We start from the raw sequence: 18,868 nt of genomic DNA on the forward strand, positions 1-18,868 counted from the left end.
AACCAGTGCAATCTCCTTCGTCCAGCAAACTGGGATTCTTTTTCAGCGATCATCATCGTTGGCTGCTGTCGCATATTCATCGGCATCTACGCAATCGGGCGGACGCCGAGGACACCGCAGCCGATACGTTTTGTCAGATATTGGCGGCGCGCGTCGATCCCGACAGCATCGAACAACCTCGTGCCTACCTGTCGACCATCGCCCGCCGGCTGATCTTTGATCGCCATCGTCGGCGCAAACTGGAGCTGGCTTACCTGGAGCGTTTGTCGGTCCTGCCCGAGGCGCTGGCGCCCTCCCCTGAAGAACAGTTGCTGCTGATTGAAGCCCTGGTGGCCATCGACCGGGCTATCGACGGCTTGCCGATGGTCGTCAAGGCTACTTTCCTCTACAGCCAGCTGGATGGCCTGAGCTACGTGGCGATTGCACAGAAGCTGGGCTTGTCGGAGCGTACTGTCAGCCGTTATATGAAACAGGCACTGCGTCAGTGCTATCTGTGCGAAATGACACCATGAAGCAGCCGCGACTGGACCCGGCAAGCGAGCAGGCCATCGACTGGATGGTCAAACTGCGCGCCGCTACGCCTGATGCCGCGCTGCAGAAACGCTTTGACGCATGGTTGGCGTTGGACCAGACACACAGCCAGGCCTGGGCCAGATTGCAGGATCGGCTCGGCGGTTCGTTCGATACGGTTCTCGCTCTTGATCGACGCTTGCCCGGTCACGCTGGCGAGGCTCGCCAATTGCTGTTGCACCCTCATGGTTCACGCCGCGATGCCCTGCGCGTGATGGCTGGCCTGGGTCTGCTTGGCGGCGGTGTCTGGCTGGGGGCCGGGACGCAGCTGGCTGACACGCTGCTGGCGGACCTGCACACCGGGCGCGGCCAGCGCCAGAACTTTGATCTGGCCGATGGCAGTCGCCTGAGCCTGAACGCCAACAGCGCAGTGGATCTGCGCTTCGATGACCGGCAACGGCTGGTGATTCTGCGCCATGGCGAACTGGTGATCGAGGTCGCGCCAGACCCGCGCCGTCCGCTGCTGGTGCGCACTGCCCAAGGTGAAGTGCGCGCGCTGGGTACCCGCTTCCTCGTTGCCCAGGAACAGGATGCCAGCCGCCTCGTGGTGTTGCAGCACTCGGTCGAAGCACGGTTATTCGACGGCACGCTACAGGTGATGAAAGAAGGTCAGTCGGCGCTGCTGCATGCCCGGCGGATTGACCTCGTCAGCGGTGATCAGCGCCAACGCGCCGACTGGCTGAGCGGCAGGCTGAATGTGCTGGACGAACCCCTTGAACACGTGGTGGATGCGCTGCGGCCTTACAGTCGAGGTTTTGTGCGCGTGGCGCCGGAGGTTCGCGGCTTGCGCGTCCAGGGCGTGTTTCCGCTCGACGACCCCGACCGGGCCTTGCGTGCTTTAACGGAAACCCTGCCGATACGCGTGGATCGCTACAGCCCCTGGCTGACGCTGATTGGCTCGAAGTGATCGACCAGAAAAATGCGGCGAACGTTATTTTCTGAAAATCGATCTTGTTTGTGTCTGGTTTTCATTTCTCACCCCACCTATCTCCTGACACTTCCATACAAACAGGAGAAATTTTGTGTTCAACACCTGGCCCCAAGCCCTTTCCGTCGCCGTTGCCCTGGCAACTCTGGCGAGCCCTGCCCTGGCGCAAAACCTGACCTTCAATCTGCCAGCCGGCCCGCTCGCCAGTACGCTCAATGCGATTGCCGGCCAGAGTGGGCACATCATTTCGCTGAAACCTTCGCTGGTGCAGGGTAAACAAGCGCCAGCGGTGATCGGCCAGATGCCGGCCGAGCAAGCGATGATCAGGGCGCTGTCGGGCAGCGGCTTGCAGTTACGGGTGACGGACCAAGGCAATTTCAGTGTCGAGCCAGTCGCCGACAGCAACGCGCTGCAACTGGATGCCACCAACATTGTTGAGCGCAGCACCGACGCCACCACCGAAGGCTCCGGCTCCTATGCCGCGCGGGCAGTGACCATCGGCAAAGGCACGCACACACTCAAGGAAATCCCGCAGTCGATCACCGTGATGACTCGCAAGCAAATGGATGACCAGGATCTCACCGACCTCAAGGATGCCGCCAACAAGACCACCGGACTGGTTGGCGTTCAAGGTGTGGGCAAGGGCATGATCCTCACCTCGCGGGGTTTTCAGATCGATGACTGGCAGTACGACGGCGTGCCGATCCCGCGCAACACCTATGCCCTGGGCAATTGGGCCACCCAGGACCTGATTTTCTTTGATCGCATGGAAGTGCTGCGGGGCGCGTCCGGCCTGCTTCAGGGCACCGGCAGCCCCGGCGGCGCGATCAATCTGGTGCGCAAGCGCGGCCAGAACGCGCCAACCGTGACCATGACCGGCAAGGCCGGTTCCTGGGATCACTACGGGCTGCAACTGGATGCCGGTGGGCCTTTGAACCAGACCGGCACCGTGCGTGGCCGTTTCGTCGCCGACGAAGATCAGAGCAATTCATTCATCGACTACGAATGGAGCAAGACTCACTCGCTCTACGGCGCGCTGGATTTTGATCTGCGCGAGGACACGACCCTGGGCCTGGCGGTGAGCCGCTCCGATAGCGAATCACGACCGATGATCCGTGGCCTGCCGCGCTACGCCGACGGTAAACCTGTCGATCTGTCGCGTTCGACCTACAGCGGCGCTCGCTGGAATCATTCCGAGATTGATGTCACCACTGTGTATGCGGATCTGGAGCACCGTTTCAATGACGACTGGGCCTTCAAGATCGGCGCCGTACGCATGACGGAAGACAACAAGGCGAAAAACCAGCGGTTGCAAACCAGCGGCTCTGGACTCGCAGCGGACGGCAGCGGCGTGCAATACGCCGACTTCGTGACGGATTTCGACGCCACCAAAATCGGTCTGGACATGAACCTCGTCGGACGCTTCGAAGCACTGTCCATGCAGCAGGAAGTCATGCTGGGCGGCAACTACGCCAAATTGAAATCAGACGACCGCTTCGCCCGAACCTTCAATAACAGCAGCGACACGATCTTCGGCATTGATCACAACCGCCCGGACATCAGCTACGACGGTTTGCTCAATACACCTGGGGGTCGTGCGACACCGAGCAAATACGACGTCCGGCAGAAAGGCCTGTACGGAAGCTGGCGGATCAAGCCAATCGAGTCGTTGACGCTGGTGCTCGGCTCCCGGGTCAGCTGGTACGACTACAGCTACACGTCATCGACCCAGGACGCATTCAGCAACGTGGCCATCCCGCAAGCGGACAGCACCACCCACGAAACCGGGGAAGTCACGCCTTATGCCGGCATCGTTTATGACCTGAACCGCGAATGGGCGGTTTATGCCAGCTACACAGACGTATTCGAACCACAAACCGCCCGTGACGCGGCCGGTTCGATGCTCAAACCGGTGATCGGCAGCAACTACGAAATCGGCCTCAAGGGCGAGCTGCTGGATGGCCGGATCAACACGTCCCTGGCGATGTTCCGTTATGACCAGGAAAACCGCCCCGTCAACGACCTGGCTTCGGGTTTTGCCTGCGACGGTTGGTACTGCTCAACGCCTTCAGGGAAGGTTCGCAGCCAGGGGGTCGAAGCAGAAATCAGCGGCGAAGTGCTCACCGGTCTGCAACTGTTTGCCGGTTACACCTACAACACCACCAAATACCTGGAAGACCCGGACAGCGAAGGCAAAGTCTTCAGCACCTGGACGCCTAAACATATGCTGCGGGTCTGGGGCAATTACCAGTTCAGCGGCGACTGGAACCGTGTCAGCACTGGCTTGGGCTTCACCACGCAAAGCCACACGCTGGGCTACGAACATACCTTCAACGTACCGGGCTATACCGTGTGGAATGCCCGTGTCGGCTACCAGCTGACGAAGGAAATCGGCGTGGCACTGAACGCCAACAATCTGTTCGACAAGCATTACTACACAGCAGGCTACAACCAGCTCAATGGCAACAACAACTTCGGCGATCCGCGTAATGTGATGTTCAGCGTGAAATACACGCCGACGTTCTGACAGCACCGCAGTGACTCTGTGCCGACCGCAAGGCGTTTCCAGACACGCCAGGCTGGGTAGAAACCCAGCCTGGACCCATCACGATGCGATGGTGCTTTCCTCCGGGCCCGGCCACTCTTCGTACGGCACATCCGAGAGGTCACCGTTCTCGACGCCATCGATTTCGTACTGGGTCAGGTAGTCGCTGAGGTGGTCGGAGAAGCGGGCGACCCGGGTTTCCTGCTTGCCTTCCTCGATCAAGCCAGGAATCAGCAGGGCCAAGGCGCCAATACCGGCCGCCGCAATGCCCAGGCTCCCGGCAATCAGGGGCAAGGCGCGGACGACGCTACCGGCCAGCTGGAATACCCCGGCCGCACCTTCAGCCGCTGAAGCCAGGCCAGCCATCGCACCCAATGAACCTGCAGTGATGTTCATGCCTCCGGCGACCAGCTCGCCTTTGCGAATCGACTGCACGCCGTCGAAAATGCCGTAAGCGCCCGCTGCTACGCCAGCCAGCCCGCCGAGGCCCTTGGCGCCGTTTTCCAGTTTCGACAGATTGGTCGTAATGTCTTTGTAGACGTCCGGATCGATAACGTCTTCGGCGCCCTTGAAGTTGTTGGCGAAATTCTTGATCCCGCCTTCGACCAGCAGCGTCGCGCTTTGCACCGAGCCGGTACTGATGTCGACGATCTGCCGATCGGTCAGCGCGCCGGAGCCGCTTGCGCCCTTGGCGATGGTAATACCGGCCATGAACAAGCCGCTGACGCCATGCAGAACACCGGCATTGGAAGCGCCCTTGATCGAGGAATTCTCGCTAAACAGGCCCAGTTCGGAAATGGACTTGGTGCCTTGACGCAGGACGTCCCAATTGCCTCTGAACACAGCCAGGATCTGGTCAGAAGTGGCGACCTTGCCATCGGCATTGGTCAATAACTCAGGGTTACTCTTGCCGATCTCGTCAATCAGTGCCTTGACCTTATCCTCATCCAGATCCTTGCCGCCATTCTTGCCGAAGGCCTTTTCCAGGTCTTCGAATGTGGCGTCCTTGAAGACATTCTCCTGAGCGATGGCCGTGTAGTTTTCGGTCAGCTTGTCGTCGAACTTGCCGGTGAATTCCGGGTTCAGCGCGGCGTTGTACATCGCCACTTCCATGCTGAACTGGCTGGCCGCCTTTTCGAACCCTTCAGTCTTGAGCAACTCCTTCAGGCGATCACCGGTCACCAGGGAATTTTCGTAGAACGACTCGAAGTCCTTGTTGTGTTCGGACTTCTGCACAGCCTGCTGGATTTCGCCGGGGTTGCTGATGCCCAGAGCCTCCTGCGCGCTCTGCGCCGAGCTGTAGAACTGGGCGAGCGCGGTCTGCTGATCTGTTTTGCCGTCCTTGGTATTGGCTTTCCAGAATTTATCCAGCGCATCGCCGGTCTTGATGCTGTTGTCGTAGCTGCTCTGCAACGCTTCCTTGAGCCCGTCGCTACCCTCCAGCACCCTGGCCAGTTCACTGGTCGCATTCTCGTTGTAGAACTTGACCACTTCGGGGTCTTTCTCAAGGGCCGAGACGTGCTTGTTGACGTCATCGAGCAGCTTTTGCGGGTCGGGATGACTGCGCACATTGTTGGCGATCGCGACTTTCGATTTGTCGTCTTTCCACATGCCGGCGCCGCTGCCCTGGACGATCAATTGTTGCGCGGCCTTGAGTTCCTGAAGCACCGCAGCCTTCTGTTCTGCCGTGTAGTTTTCCGGGTGTTCGAATACGTCCTTGTTGAGTGGGTCGGTGTTGACCTTATTGAGCAGGTTGCCTTCAGCGACGGCCTCCAGCAGCGTGCCCACTGCGCCAACATCTTTCGGGGCCGTATTCTTCAGAAAGGCTTGCACGTCGCCACGGCTGGCCTTGCCGTCAACGCCCTGCTCCAGCGGGCTCTTGGCGTTATCGAGCAGCGTAAAGGCACCGGATTGCGACCAGAAGTCCAGGGCTTCTTTAACCTCGTCACCCAGCTGGGGATTCTTGTTCTTGTAGTCGGATAGCGCCTCGGCGGTCATGTCGGCCGAGCCGGTCTTGCCTTTGATTGCTTCGTAGTTTTCGTCAAGGATCGCCGTGTATCTGGCGATTTTTTTCGAGGCGTCGTCGGCGTCGGGATTGGCCTTGAGGTAGTCCTTGTAGCTACTGATTTCCTCGGTCTTCTTCAGCTCTGGCAGAGCCTCAAAGCCCAGTTTTCCGAAGTCTTGCAGTCGGCCGGCTTCAGTGCCGTGTTTTGCCTCACCGCTTTTGGTGAAGCCATCGACGCTGCTGTTGAAAACGTGACCGCCGGACTGCGCGTTACCCTTTTCGTCGTACATCGTCACCCGGTCGAGCACCTGAGCAGCGCGGAAGGCAGCGTTCGCGTCCTTCTCGTAATCGCCGACCTGCTCCTTGAGCATGTCCTTGACGCCGCTCTGGTTACCCAGGTTCTTGAGCAGCGGATTGTCGTCAATGATGTCCTGAGCCGAGCGTTTGTCATCCTTGGGTAGCGCCCACATGATGCCGAGTTTCTCAGCCTGCTCGCGGGCTTCTTTGTTGTCGCCAGCGGCCGACACATTGGTCATCTGGCCCTTGAGGCTGGCGAAACCGTCCTTGCCGAAATCCTGCAGGCGGCCCGCTTCGGTGCCGTTCTTCGCCTCGCCGCTTTTGGTGAAACCGTCGACACTGCCGTTGGCCACGTCATTACCGACGATGCGCGAGCCGTTGCCGTCGAACTGCTCGATGTGAGCCAGGACCTGAGTGGCACGGTAGGCGGCGTCAGGATCGGTTTCGAAATCGCCGACCTGCTCCTTGAGCATGTCCTTGACGTCACTTTGATTGCCCAGGTTCTTGAGCAACGGGTCGCTTTCGATGATGTCCTTGGCCGACCGATCATCACCCTCCGGGCGTTGCCACTCAATGCCCAGCTTTTCGGCCTGCTCTTTAGTGGCAGGGTCATCAGCGGCGGATCGAACCTCGTGCAGCTCACCCTTGAGGTTGGAAAAACCGGACCTGCCAAAATCCTTCAGACGCCCGGCCTCGCTACCATGCCTGGCGTCGCTGCTGCTGGTATAGCCGTCGATGCGCTCATTACCGATGTCGTTACTGGCCAGGCGATCACCGTTGGCGTCAAAGGTCTCAATGTGTTCGAGGACCTGGACGGCACGGAATGCAGCGTCCGGGTCCTTGGTGTAATCACCGACCTGCGCGATTAGATTGTCCCTGGCTTCGCCCCTGTCACCCCGCCCGCCCACGCTCTTGAGCAACGGGTTATCGTCGATAATTTCCTGCGCGGTGCGCTTGTCGTCCGCAGGCCGCTCCCATTGGATGCCGGCCTCCTTCGATTGCTGGACCGCCTGCTCCCAGGCTTTGATGTCCACCGGATCCTGAGGTTTCTCGGTAGTGATCTTGCTGACAGAGCTCATCGACTGTTCCTTCCATTGGTCACCAGAAAAGTCCAGCGACAACCGGGCTTGCGCAGATTGGGGCAAGCTCCGCTACTGGTCAGACTGGTGCAAACCGGGCCGTAACGGCAGAAACACGGGGGCCGGGCTTGATACCAGGCTCCCGCGATTGAGTTCGATTAGAACGGCTTAGTGTTAAGAAGGGATGACATCCACGGGCTGACGTTCGTTGAAGCACAGAACCTGATTCTCGAATCAGCACACCGTTTGACGGGCACCTGGCTTGCTGTCATTGGCGGCGCAATACGAAGACTAATACCAGGCTCAACACCCCCATCAGCGCGGCGGCGGAAAGTAGAACCATGCTGTGCGACGTACTGAAAGCCGCTTGCCCAGCCGCCATCAATTGCTGGCCCCGATCCCCGCCAAGAGCGCTGGCCGCAATCATGGTTTCGCCGATTGATCGGGTTGCCGCTTCGGCCATCGCGGCAGGAATATCGCCGGGCAGCTGGATTGAGCGTTCGTAAGTGGAGGCCAAAAGGATGCCGAACGCGGTGATGCCCAGCCCTGAACCCAGGTCGTAGCTGGTCGCCTCAAGCGCTCCGGCAGCACCCGCCTTTTCCACGGGCGTGCTGCTCATGATTGCGACTGAGGAGGCAGTCAAGCCAACACTCAGTGAGAGTCCCAACGTGGCCAGCATTAAAACAACACTGACGCCGGCGTTATCCAGACCCGTGAGCGCCAGGCCGACAAGACTGGAGGCAGACAGCATCAGAGAACCACACGCCACCCATCTCAAGCCAACGGCACCCAGAATCATGCCTGAGAGCGGCCCACCGATTGCGGACGCAACCATTAACGGCAGCATGAATATTCCCGCCTCAAGCGGCGTGCGGCCCAGGACAAACTGCAGCTCCTGGGCCAGCATCAGTTCGACCCCCGCCAGCGCCCCCATCACCACGATAGCCATGGTTACTCCCGCACTGATTGCCGGTATCGCAAACAGGCTCAGATCAAGCATGGGATTTGGCGCGCGAAGCTGTTTTCGAACGAACCAGCCCAGCATCAATAGCCCGAACGAAAAGCAGGCCATGGTTTGCGCAAGTGAACCACCGGTTTTAAAGGCTGATTTCAGGGCATACACACTCGCCATGATGCCGAGGATCAGCATCAGCGCTTGCCCTATCGTCCAATTCCCGCCTTCGACGGCAGGTCGGCGCGGGATGTAGGCGACGACCAATGGAATGACCGCAAGCATGACCGGCACGTTGACCAGGAACACCGAACCCCACCAGAAATGCTCAAGCAGCGCCCCGCCCGCCAGTGGGCCTATGGCAGCACCCGCAGAGGCGACCGCGCCCCAGATACCGAGCGCTATCGCCCGCTCGCCCTCGTCGGCGAATGTCTGACGAACGATGGCCAGGGTGCACGGCATGACCATCGCAGCGCCGACCGCCATGAACGCACGCGCGCCAATCAGCGCCACAGCACTCGGCGCAAATGCCGCCAGAATCGATCCGGTGCAGAAGATGGCCAGGCCGATCAGCAGCATGCAGCGGTGGCCAACCCGATCAGCGAGTGTACCCATGGGAATCAGCAAACTGGCCATCAACAGCGGATAGATATCGATGATCCACAGCACTTCAGTGCCAGTCGCTTGCAACGCCAGGGTCAGCGAAGGAACCGCAACATGCAGAATGGTGACATCCAGGACAATCGGCAGAAAAGCCATCATGACCGACATCAGAACCAGCCAACGATTTGGAGCACTGCGAGACAGGATCGGCAAGGACAACTTACTCATGAACCGGTCCCTTCTCAGCCTGAGCTTTGGACGTTTTACCCGGCCTCAGCCTTTCCACGCCCCCCATGACCATTACGAAGAATACCGGCACAAAAACCACCGCCAGCGTTGCCGTCAGCATGCCGCCGATCACACCGGTACCGATGGCCTGCTGGCTGGCCGAACTGGCACCCGAGGCGAAAACCAGCGGCACCACGCCGAGAATGAATGCCAGCGACGTCATGATGATCGGGCGCAAGCGCAAACGTGCAGCCTGAATACTGGCCTCGACACAGCCCATGCCTTGATCGTGCAGACTCTTGGCAAATTCGATGATCAGGATCGCATTCTTGGCCGACAGACCAATGATGGTGATCAGCCCGACTTTGAAGAACACATCGTTGGGCATGCCGCGTAGCGTCACCGCCAGCACCGCACCGATAACTCCCAACGGCACGACCAACAACACTGCCGCTGGAATAGCCCAGCTTTCATACAAGGCCGCGAGGCATAAAAACACCACCAGCATCGACAAGCCGAACAGCAACGGCGCCTGGCCACCCGAAATGCTTTCCTGCAATGACAGCCCCGTCCATTGCAGAGCGAAACCGGCTGGCAGGCCGGACGCCAGACGTTGCATCTCATCCATCGCTTCACCGGTGCTGTGCCCCGGGGAAGGTTCGCCAGACAGGCTCACCGAGGGATAACCGTTGTAACGATTGAGCTGCGCCGGCCCTCTCTCCCATTTGACTTTGGAGAACGCTGAAACCGGCACCATGCGTCCCTGGTTATTTTTGACTTCCAGCTTCATGATGTCATCGACCTGCTGGCGACGATCACCCTCGCTCTGCACGATCACTTGTTGCATGCGGCCCAGATTCGGGAAGTCATTGACGTAGGCCGAGCCCAATGAAGTGGACAGCACGTTGGCAATCGCGGCGAACGAAACACCCATGGCGTTTGCTTGCTGACGATCCACCTCGATGTTGACTTGAGGTGTTTCAGCCAGGGCGGCTTCGTGCACGTTTTGCAGGAGCGGGCTTGCGCTGACTTTACTCAGCAGCTCGTCACGGGCCTGGCGCAATGCTTCATAACCTTGCGCACTGCGATCCTGCAAGCGCACCTCAAAACCACCCGAGGTGCCCAGACCTTCTACCGGAGGCGGCAGCAGACTGAACACCATGGCGTCCTTGAAGGCGGAAAATACAGCGCTGGCACGATCCGCAATGGATTGCGCAGAGTCTTCTGCGCCTCGGTCCGCCCAGTCCGTCAAGGTGGTGAACGCCAGTGCAGCGTTTTGCCCGCTCCCGGAAAAACTGAAGCCCAGAATCATCACGGTATTGGCAATACCGGGTTCCTGGGCGTTGTGCGCCTCGATCTGTCTGGCGATTTCGATGGTGCGGTTCTGACTGGCACCCGGCGGCAGTTGTATATCCGTGATGGTGTAACCCTGATCCTCCACCGGCAGGAACGAAGACGGTAGACGGCTGAACAACAGCGCCATGATGCCCACCAATACCAGAAACACCAGCATATAGCGGCCCAGTTGGCGCACCGCTTTACTCACCCAGCCTTCATAGCGGTCGCTCATTTGCTCGAATCGACGGTTGAACCAGCCAAAAAAACCTTTTTTCTCGTGATGCGAATTCGCCGGGATCGGCTTGAGCAAGGTTGCGCACAGGGCCGGTGTCAGGCTCAGGGCCAGGAACGCCGAGAACACGATGGAAACCGCCATGGAAATCGAAAACTGCTTGTAGATCACACCGACCGAGCCGGACATGAACGCCATCGGGATAAACACTGCGGTCAGCACCAACGTGATGCCGATGATCGCACTGCTGATTTCGGTCATGGCCTTGCGCGTGGCATCTTTGGGCGAAAGACCTTCCTTGACCATCAGCCGCTCGACGTTTTCCACCACCACAATGGCGTCATCCACCAGAATACCGATGGCCAATACCATGCCAAACAGCGTCAGCACGTTGATGGAGAATCCCAGTACATACATGACTGCAAACGTACCCATCAATGCAACGGGTACCACAAGGGCCGGGATCAAGGTGTACCGAACGTTCTGCAGGAACACGAACATGACGATGAACACCAGCACCATTGCTTCAAGCAATGTGTGAATGACCTTGGTGATCGAGACTTTCACGAACGGCGACGTATCGTACGGGATGTCGTATTTGACTCCTGCCGGAAAATATTTGGACAACTCGTCGAGCTTTTCCCGCACGTGTGTGGCAGTGCTCATCGCGTTACCCGCCGGTGCCAGCTGGACGCCCAACGCGACCGATTGCTTACCGTTCAGGCGAGTCGCGAAGTTGTAGCTCTGGCCGCCGACTTCAACCCTGGCCACGTCGCCGACAGTCACGTTGGACCCATTCTGATTGGCCTTGAGGACGATGGCGGCGAACTCTTCAGGGCTGCTCAGTTGGCCTTTGACCATGACCGTTGCGGTCAGCTCCTGATCCGTTGAAGAGGGCAAGTCACCGATACTGCCGGCAGAGACCTGAACGTTCTGCTCGGCAATAGCCTGGCTGACATCGGCAGGTGTCAGATTGAAAGCCACCAGCTTTTGCGGATCGATCCAGACACGCATGGCGCGCTCGGAACCAAACAACTGCGCCTTACCTACACCATCAAGCCGCTTCAGTTCGTTGACCACGTTGCGGGTCAGGTAATCACTCAGGGCAATTTCATCCAGACGCCCATCAGTTGAAGTCAGCGTCGCAATCATCAGGAAGCCGGCAGAGGTTTCTTCGATCTGCAAACCCTGCTGGCTGACCGCACGCGGCAAGCGGGGTTCGACAACTTTCAACCGGTTCTGCACGTCGACCTTGGCCAGCTCGGGATCAGTGCCCGGCTGAAAGGTAACGGTCATGGTGGCCTGGCCCTGGCTGCTGCTGGAGCTGAAGTACAGCAGATGGTTGACGCCATTGAGCTCCTGTTCGATCAGGCTCACCACGCTTTCGTCGATGGTCTGGGTGGACGCGCCGGGATAGGTGGCGGTCAACTCGATTTGTGGCGGCGCGACGCTGGGATACTGAGCAACAGGCAGGTTGGGTATCGCCAATAAGCCCGCCAGAACAATAAACAACGCGATGACCCAGGCGAATATCGGCCGATCAATAAAGAATTGCGGCATTACTTCTGCTCCTGAGCAGCCGATTGCATGCCCTCTTCTTCGGCGGTTACTGCGCTACCCGGCTGCACATGCTGCAGGCCCGACACCACCACACGATCACCGGCATCAAGCCCGGCTTTCACAATCCAGCGATTGTTCTGCACGGCGCCCAGCTCGACAGCGCGCTCTCGGGTTTTCCCCTCTGCGTCCACAATCATGACCAGAGGCTTGCCGCCGGCATCGCGTTGCACCGCGCGCTGGGCAATGGTGATGCCCTCTGCCGAACGAGCCTGATCCAGTTGCACGCGAATGAAGCTACCGGGCAGCAACTCGTTTTGCGGATTGGGGAACTCGCTGCGCAGCACGATCTGGCCGGTGCTCTGATCGACCGTCAGGTCGGAAAACAGCAACTGGCCTTTCAGTGGATAAGGGCTGCCATCTTCCTGAATCAGCGTCGCGGTGATCTGTCCGCGCTCAAGCTGCTGCAACCGGCCTTGGCGTAACGCGCTACGCAGTTCGCTGATTTGCCGGGTCGATTGATTGATGTCGGCGTAAATCGGCTGTAATTGCTGGATGGTCGCCAGGGCCGTGGCATCGCCCTGCCCGACCAGCGCGCCTTCGGTGACCATGGCTCTACTGATTCGCCCGGAAATCGGCGCGGTTACGGTTGCGTAGCCAAGGTTCAGCCGCGAGCGTTTCAGGGCAGCCTTGGTCGATGCCACATCCGCCTGGGCTTGCAAAAAACCGGCTTGGGCGTTCTCGGATTCTTGCCGGCTCACGGCGTTTATCGTCACCAGCTCGGCATAGCGCTCTGCCTGCAATCGGGTTTGATACTGGTTGGCCTGGGCCTTGCGCAGAGCCGCTTCGGCGCTCTCGACATCGGCCTGAAATGGCGCGGGATCGATGCGAAACAGAACATCACCTTGCTTGACGTCAGTGCCTTCGCGATAGACCCGTTGCAACACGATACCGGCCACTCGTGCGCGAACCTCAGCGGTACGCGGAGACACCAGACGGCCATTGAGTTCAGTGGTAATCGTCAGGGGCTGGGTCGTTACCGTTTCCACACTGACCTGAGGCGGCGGCATTTGCTGTGGTGCGGGCGGCTTACCGCAGGCGCTCAGCCCGGCAAAACCAACACACAACAGCAAACGGTATGGATCGAGACGAAAAAAAGACAGCATGATGGCGTTCCCCCAAAGATCACGCCATGCTAGAGACACTCTCTAAAGTGCATGTAAACAAGTGTTGGGAAGATGTGAAGAAGTGTTAAGGCTTCGCACCAACAGGGTGTGCCTTGGTTATGCTGCCCACTTTTGAAATGGCCTGAACAATGACCAGGATTATGCTTGTCGAGGATGACGCGGCTCTCTCTGAGCTGATTGCCAGCTACCTGCAGCGCTTTGAATACGATGTCGCGGTGATCAACCGTGGCGACCGGGCGCTTGAAGGACTGCATCAACTGCGGCCTGATCTGGTCATTCTCGATCTGATGCTGCCTGGGCTGGATGGCTTGCATGTCTGTCGGCAATTGCGGGACGAACAACCCGGCCTGCCAATCATCATGCTCACTGCCCGTGACCAGAGCGACGACCAGATACTCGGCCTGGAAACCGGCGCTGATGATTACGTGGCCAAACCCTGCGAGCCTCGAGTACTGCTGGCACGGATTCGCACGCTATTGCGACGCAGCACACCCGCCGCCACCCAGCGCAGCGATCCTCGGCAAATCGTGCTGGGCCAGCTGGTCATCGACTTGACCGAGCGCCAGGTGCGATGGCGAAAGCAGGACGTGGACCTGTCGTCCGGTGAATACAACCTGCTCCTGGTGCTTGCGGCTCACGTGGGCGAAGTCCTGAGTCGCGACCAGTTGATCCAGCAGCTGCGCGGCATTGAATTCAACGGAATTGACCGCTCGGTGGATGTTGCCATCTCCAAGCTGCGCCGCAAATTCGAAGACGACCCCGGCGAACCGCGCAAGATCAAAACCGTGTGGGGCAAGGGTTACCTGTTAAGCCGCTCCGAGTGGGATGAATAGCTCGCTCTCCTGCACGTTACGCTCCCCTTCCGACTCCACTGGTTGATCAATCCCCATGTTCAAAATGCTCGCTCGGCTGTACCTGATCATGCTGGTAACCTACGGCGTTGCGCTCTACACCGTTCCGGGGCTGGTATTGAGCCTGTTCGACGAGCGCACTGTCACTTACAACCAACAGCAGGCCAAGGGCACCTTGCGGCTGATCCAGGTGCGCTTCAGTCAGACGCCGCAAGACGCCTGGCCGGCGCTGGAACGTGAGCTGCAAGCAGACTTCGCACCGCTGCAGCTGCGGGTCATCTCGCTGGCGGACCCCAGCTTGACCGACAGCGAACGCCAGGCGCTCAAACAGGGCAAGAATGCTGTGCGCAGCGGCTACTTCGGCGAATTGGGAACCGCCCTGACGCGACTTCCCGATGATCATGTGATCGAACTGGTGGCACCGGATCCGCCGATCGACATCAATATCATCTACTGGCTGATGAACATTCTGGTTGGCGCAGCGCTACTCGCTTGCCTGCTGATCTGGGTATGGCCGCACTGGCGTGATCTGCAACGGCTCAAGCGCACCGCGATGATGTTGGGCAACGGCAATCTGACAGAGCGCACCCGGATTTCACCACGCTCGAACATTGGCGAGCTGGCCCAGGTGTTCGACAAAATGGCACAGGACATTGAAGGACTGCTCAACCAGCAACAAGAGCTGCTCAATGCGGTGTCACATGAACTGCGCACGCCTCTATCGAGGCTGGAATTCGGTATGGCGCTGGTCATGGCCGACCCGCTGGAGGCGCCAACCCGGCTGCGACTCGAACAGATGCTCGGACATGTTCGGGAGCTGGATGCCTTGATTGACGAGTTGCTCTCTTACACTCGCCTGCAATCCCCGTATCAGCTCCCCGAGTTACAGGAAGTGCCGATGCAGGCTTACCTCGACAGCGTGCTGGGCGGATTTATCGACGAACAGGACAGCCGACAATTCACCTTGATCCTGCAGTTTGACGAGACGCCCGAGCGTTTCGTGCTTGACCCGCGCCTGACCGCGCGCGCAATCCAGAACCTGATCAACAACGCGATTCGGTATTGTGAGCGCCAGGTCCGGGTCATCGCACAAAAGCACGCCGACAAGGGCCTGATGTTGAGTATTGAGGACGACGGCATCGGGATACCTGTCGATGAGCGCGAGCGTGTATTCGAACCGTTTTATCGCATGGACAGAAGCCGGGATCGCGACACCGGAGGCTTCGGCCTGGGTCTGGCGATTAGCCGGCGCGCGATAGAATGCCAGGGCGGCCGAATCATCCTCGGCTCATCGCCACTCGGCGGCGCCAGATTCGAACTATTTTTGCCGCTAGCCAGCACGCCACGCCGCTAAACCTGCACCCCTTCTCCATTGCTGATTATCCAGCGGATCATGCTGATCAACGGGATGCGATGGTGGCGGACCGAGCACCAGGCAGCGCACTCGTCGCTGTACAGTTCGACGTAGCGGCTAAGCATCACGTGGCGGCCGTCGTCGGCGAGGCGCAGTTCGATTTCCCGGCAGTGCACTGAAACCTGATTGGGCGCTCGCGTTCTGCGATGCAGTACCAAGGCGTCGTTTCTATTCATCATCGGACTCAACGCCGGGGCAGCTCACGAGGGGCTGGACGACGCTGCCTTTCTTGCCTTCCACCACAAAGTTGGCGCGCTTCTGGGCCACGGTGTCACGCAATGCCAGGTAATAATCCGGCTGTTTGCGCAGTGCGTCAGTGACGGGCAACAGTCCGGCGCGGCCATCGACAATGCCGCCAACGGTATTGATGGTACCCAACGTATTGACGGTGTCGCTGTTGCTGCCCAGAGGATCGACCGCGAAGCTCAACACTTTGCCGGTCGCATCCCTGAGATTGCTGGTGCCAAACAGCGGCAGCTCGACGATAGGCCCACTGGCGATGTTCCACACGCCGAAGGTCTGGCCGAAGTCGGCCTTGTGGCGCTCGATGCCCATCTTGCCGGAGACGTCGATCAAACCGACCAGGCCTGCGGTGGTGTTGATCACGAACCGGCCGAAGGTAGCCACCGAACGTTCGCCATTGCCTTGCAGCAAGTCGTTGATAAAGACCTTGGGCTCGCCAAAGTTGGCGACGAAGTTGTGAACGCCCGTCTGGAAGAAGTCCGGCAAGTGCAGATAACCACGGGCAACCGGCGCCAGCGCGTAGTCGTCGACAGTGCGGTTAAAGGCGAAGATGCCACGATTGACCGGCTCTGCCGGGTCATGCAGGGTGTAGCTCACATCGTCGCAGGGGCCAGCCGGTGCAGAGGGCGCACTTGCGCAACCAGCGGCGAGCACTGCAACAAAACCGGCAAGCGTGGAGCGAACAACAGGTGAAGCGTATTTGATAATTGGCATGCAAGGCATCTCGGCAAGGACTGCTGGCGATCCTGCCTGCGCTTTTTTGCCTGAAGATGTCTGCTTTATGCCGCGCCTGTAGTTTTGTTACCGCGTTGAAATCTATCTGAGCCCGCCCTCACGCTTTAATGTCGGCCTCTAGCGCAGCTGTTGCTCGACAGGCACGCTTCTCGGGCTGATTTCAGCCCCGGTATGCAGGGTGGTGACCGTCTCAATCAGCACAATACCGCATTCATCCGTCGCCACCGGATTGTGCCGGACGCCTCGGGGGATGACGCAGAACTCACCGGGCTGGAGGACGATGTCCCGATCTTCCAGCTGAATCTTGAGGGTTCCATAGACCACCATGAACATCTCGTCTTCATCCGCATGGGCATGCCACATCAGTTCGCCTTTGAGTTTGGCAACCTTGATGTACTGGTCGTTGACCTGACCGATGACCTGTGGCGACCAGTATTGGCTGATCCTGGCCAAGGCCGATTCGATGTTTGTGGTGTGGCCGCTGAGCATCATGAGCAGAACTCCGTATAAGGGATCACCAATTTACGTGGCAGGAATGACGGGCAGTATCGAATGTTTATAATGCTGCCATTAGCAACTGTAATGGCCCACACAATGTCCAGATCTCGCACCATTGATCTTGCTCTGATCCGCACCTTCGTCGTGGTTGCGCAGACCGGCAGCATCAGCGCTGCCGCACGTCAGCTGCACCTCACCCAGGGCGGTATCAGCCAACAGGTCAAGCGGCTGGAGACGTTTTTCGACTGTCTGTTGCTGGAACGCGATCCTCAGGGCACGCAGTTGACTGATCGAGGGGCGGACTTTCTGCCCAAAGCCCGCCGTCTCCTCGAACTCAACGACCGTGTGTGCGAGGAAATGACCGGGCCGCACAGCGGAGAAACAGTGCGGGTCGGCGTACCCTACGACATGGCCGGAGCGCATTTCGCCCCCATTCTGAAAGCCTATGCCCATCGCCATCCAAACGTAAAGGTCACGATTGTGACCGGCTCCTCGGTTGACCTGATGCAGGATTTTTCCCGAGGTCTGGTTGATCTGACCATTAGCCAATGCCCTGAGAGCGAGGCCGTTGGCGAACGCCTGAGCCTGGAGCCGTTGGTGTGGATCGGCACTGCGGACGAACTGTTTCGCCAAAGGCCATTGCCGCTGTGTTTCGTGACGCCAACCTGCACCTTTCGCCGCACGGTTTTTGCCATGCTCGGCCAGGCGCACATCAGTTGGCGTGTGGTATTCGAAAATGCCTCGGTCGATGCCACGCTCTCCACTGTCCGCAGCGGCCTGGCGCTGACGCCGTGGCTGCGCTCGCTGGTGCCCGAAGATTTCCGGGAGCTGGGAGCGGATTGCGGGCTGCCGTTATTGCCGGATTTCGCCATCGAGCTGCACGTCTCGCAACACGCAGGCACCGGAGCACTGGAAATGGCAGAGGTTATTCGCCAGCACTATCGCCAGTCGGCAATGCCGCCCACCTTAATAAGGCGTGCCGCTCGCTCGCTGACGCCTTAGCGCCTGCGCATACCATTCAAACTCATCCAGAAAACCATTCATCTGCCTGGTGGTGCGCTCCTCTTTGGCTTGCCCATCGTCACTCAGGGCGTCACCAATCCGGGGAATGGCAAACAGGCTGGGAATGCTCGGCATGCCCAATTCCCCCAGGATCATCCGCAACTGCATTGCCGCCCGCACGCCCCCGTATCTGCCGGCGGAGTAACAGGTAATTGCCGAAGGCCGCCAGAAATACTCTTCCAGAAAATGATCCAGCAGGTTTTTCAACGCTGGCGGTACACCGTGATTGTATTCAGCGCTGACCAACAGAAAACCATCGGCTCGACGGTACAGCGTCGCCAGCTGCTCCAGTTCGGCCGGTGCCGAGCCTTTCGGGTATTCCTTGTACATGCGGTCCAGCAACGGCAAGCGAGTCACCATCGGGTCGACCAGCACCGCCTCATGCCCGCGCTGTTCAAGCGCCGCCAGAAGCAGGCGCGCGGCTTTTATCCCTTGCCGATCGGAGCGTACCGAGCCAAGCAATACGGCGATGGTCAGTGGTTCGGAGTGGGTCATGATCAGGGCTCCTGGATAGTCGGGTCTATCGAGAATAGCCGCCGATTGT

14 protein-coding genes are annotated in these 18,868 nt (G+C 59.1%); 6 read left to right on the forward strand and 8 right to left on the reverse strand.

Going from position 1 to position 18,868, the window contains the following annotated elements; genetic code table 11:
* The first annotated feature begins 5 nt into the window (after positions 1-5).
* The 3 genes from CFII64_RS18655 to CFII64_RS18665 all read left to right on the forward strand — a co-directional run bounded on the left by CFII64_RS18655 (position 6) and on the right by CFII64_RS18665 (position 4,025).
* Positions 6-512, forward strand: coding sequence for a sigma-70 family RNA polymerase sigma factor (locus CFII64_RS18655; protein WP_020292380.1), 507 nt, complete (start codon positions 6-8; stop codon positions 510-512).
* Positions 509-1,477, forward strand: a complete 969-nt coding sequence (locus CFII64_RS18660; protein WP_020292381.1) for a FecR domain-containing protein — start codon at positions 509-511, stop codon at positions 1,475-1,477. Before CFII64_RS18655 ends, CFII64_RS18660 begins: the two co-directional genes overlap by 4 nt.
* A 115-nt stretch (positions 1,478-1,592) precedes the next feature.
* The gene (locus CFII64_RS18665; RefSeq protein ID WP_020292382.1) at positions 1,593-4,025 is read left to right on the forward strand and encodes a TonB-dependent receptor; all 2,433 of its coding nucleotides are present in this window, start codon (positions 1,593-1,595) and stop codon (positions 4,023-4,025) included.
* 78 nt (positions 4,026-4,103) lie between these two features.
* On the opposite strand, the gene CFII64_RS18670 is transcribed toward CFII64_RS18665, so the two are convergent.
* From CFII64_RS18670 to CFII64_RS18685, 4 genes are all read right to left on the reverse strand, one after another.
* Entirely contained in the window at positions 4,104-7,424 is a 3,321-nt protein-coding gene (locus CFII64_RS18670; RefSeq protein ID WP_020292383.1) for a type III effector HrpK domain-containing protein, read from the reverse strand.
* 268 nt (positions 7,425-7,692) lie between these two features.
* A complete protein-coding gene (locus CFII64_RS18675; protein ID WP_020292384.1) occupies positions 7,693-9,207 on the reverse strand; it encodes an MFS transporter in 1,515 nt (504 codons plus the stop codon).
* Positions 9,200-12,337 carry an efflux RND transporter permease subunit gene (locus CFII64_RS18680; protein ID WP_020292385.1) on the reverse strand — a complete coding sequence of 1,046 codons (3,138 nt, stop codon included), beginning with the start codon at positions 12,335-12,337 and terminating at the stop codon, positions 9,200-9,202. Before CFII64_RS18680 ends, CFII64_RS18675 begins: the two co-directional genes overlap by 8 nt.
* A complete protein-coding gene (locus tag CFII64_RS18685) occupies positions 12,337-13,500 on the reverse strand; it encodes an efflux RND transporter periplasmic adaptor subunit (protein ID WP_020292386.1) in 1,164 nt (387 codons plus the stop codon). Before CFII64_RS18685 ends, CFII64_RS18680 begins: the two co-directional genes overlap by 1 nt.
* A 149-nt stretch (positions 13,501-13,649) precedes the next feature.
* Here CFII64_RS18685 and CFII64_RS18690 point away from each other — a divergent pair, with 149 nt between their 5' ends.
* Positions 13,650-14,354, forward strand: coding sequence for a response regulator (locus tag CFII64_RS18690; protein WP_020292387.1), 705 nt, complete (start codon positions 13,650-13,652; stop codon positions 14,352-14,354).
* A gap of 55 nt (positions 14,355-14,409) precedes the next feature.
* Positions 14,410-15,726, forward strand: a complete 1,317-nt coding sequence (locus tag CFII64_RS18695) for an ATP-binding protein (protein WP_020292388.1) — start codon at positions 14,410-14,412, stop codon at positions 15,724-15,726.
* On the opposite strand, the gene CFII64_RS18700 is transcribed toward CFII64_RS18695, so the two are convergent.
* The 3 genes from CFII64_RS18700 to CFII64_RS18710 form a co-directional block, all read right to left on the reverse strand.
* Positions 15,723-15,962, reverse strand: a complete 240-nt coding sequence (locus tag CFII64_RS18700; RefSeq protein ID WP_020292389.1) for a hypothetical protein — start codon at positions 15,960-15,962, stop codon at positions 15,723-15,725. The two genes, CFII64_RS18695 and CFII64_RS18700, sit on opposite strands and share 4 nt — an antisense overlap.
* Positions 15,955-16,743 (reverse strand): VacJ family lipoprotein, encoded by a 789-nt coding sequence (locus tag CFII64_RS18705; RefSeq protein ID WP_020292390.1) that lies wholly within the window; start codon positions 16,741-16,743, stop codon positions 15,955-15,957. Before CFII64_RS18705 ends, CFII64_RS18700 begins: the two co-directional genes overlap by 8 nt.
* A gap of 138 nt (positions 16,744-16,881) precedes the next feature.
* The gene (locus CFII64_RS18710) at positions 16,882-17,256 is read right to left on the reverse strand and encodes a cupin domain-containing protein (protein ID WP_020292391.1); all 375 of its coding nucleotides are present in this window, start codon (positions 17,254-17,256) and stop codon (positions 16,882-16,884) included.
* A gap of 102 nt (positions 17,257-17,358) precedes the next feature.
* Between CFII64_RS18710 and CFII64_RS18715 the strand changes: the two genes are divergently transcribed.
* Positions 17,359-18,264, forward strand: a complete 906-nt coding sequence (locus tag CFII64_RS18715; protein ID WP_020292392.1) for a LysR family transcriptional regulator — start codon at positions 17,359-17,361, stop codon at positions 18,262-18,264.
* Here the strand turns inward: CFII64_RS18715 and CFII64_RS18720 are convergent.
* Positions 18,229-18,819, reverse strand: coding sequence for an NADPH-dependent FMN reductase (locus CFII64_RS18720; protein ID WP_020292393.1), 591 nt, complete (start codon positions 18,817-18,819; stop codon positions 18,229-18,231). The two genes, CFII64_RS18715 and CFII64_RS18720, sit on opposite strands and share 36 nt — an antisense overlap.
* Positions 18,820-18,868: the final 49 nt, after the last annotated feature.

The sequence above is a fragment of the Pseudomonas sp. CFII64 genome, assembly GCF_000416235.1.
Classification (GTDB): Bacteria; Pseudomonadota; Gammaproteobacteria; order Pseudomonadales; family Pseudomonadaceae; genus Aquipseudomonas.

Coding starts and splice junctions, on each gene's coding strand:
- CFII64_RS18690 (WP_020292387.1), top strand. CDS start 13,650: ATGACCAGGATTATGCTTGTCGAGGATGACGCGGCTCTCTCTGAGCTG.
- CFII64_RS18660 (WP_020292381.1), top strand. CDS start 509: ATGAAGCAGCCGCGACTGGACCCGGCAAGCGAGCAGGCCATCGACTGG.
- CFII64_RS18700 (WP_020292389.1), bottom strand. CDS start 15,962: ATGAATAGAAACGACGCCTTGGTACTGCATCGCAGAACGCGAGCGCCC.
- CFII64_RS18670 (WP_020292383.1), bottom strand. CDS start 7,424: ATGAGCTCTGTCAGCAAGATCACTACCGAGAAACCTCAGGATCCGGTG.
- CFII64_RS18710 (WP_020292391.1), bottom strand. CDS start 17,256: ATGATGCTCAGCGGCCACACCACAAACATCGAATCGGCCTTGGCCAGG.
- CFII64_RS18705 (WP_020292390.1), bottom strand. CDS start 16,743: ATGCCAATTATCAAATACGCTTCACCTGTTGTTCGCTCCACGCTTGCC.
- CFII64_RS18685 (WP_020292386.1), bottom strand. CDS start 13,500: ATGCTGTCTTTTTTTCGTCTCGATCCATACCGTTTGCTGTTGTGTGTT.
- CFII64_RS18695 (WP_020292388.1), top strand. CDS start 14,410: ATGTTCAAAATGCTCGCTCGGCTGTACCTGATCATGCTGGTAACCTAC.
- CFII64_RS18675 (WP_020292384.1), bottom strand. CDS start 9,207: ATGAGTAAGTTGTCCTTGCCGATCCTGTCTCGCAGTGCTCCAAATCGT.
- CFII64_RS18720 (WP_020292393.1), bottom strand. CDS start 18,819: ATGACCCACTCCGAACCACTGACCATCGCCGTATTGCTTGGCTCGGTA.
- CFII64_RS18680 (WP_020292385.1), bottom strand. CDS start 12,337: ATGCCGCAATTCTTTATTGATCGGCCGATATTCGCCTGGGTCATCGCG.
- CFII64_RS18715 (WP_020292392.1), top strand. CDS start 17,359: ATGTCCAGATCTCGCACCATTGATCTTGCTCTGATCCGCACCTTCGTC.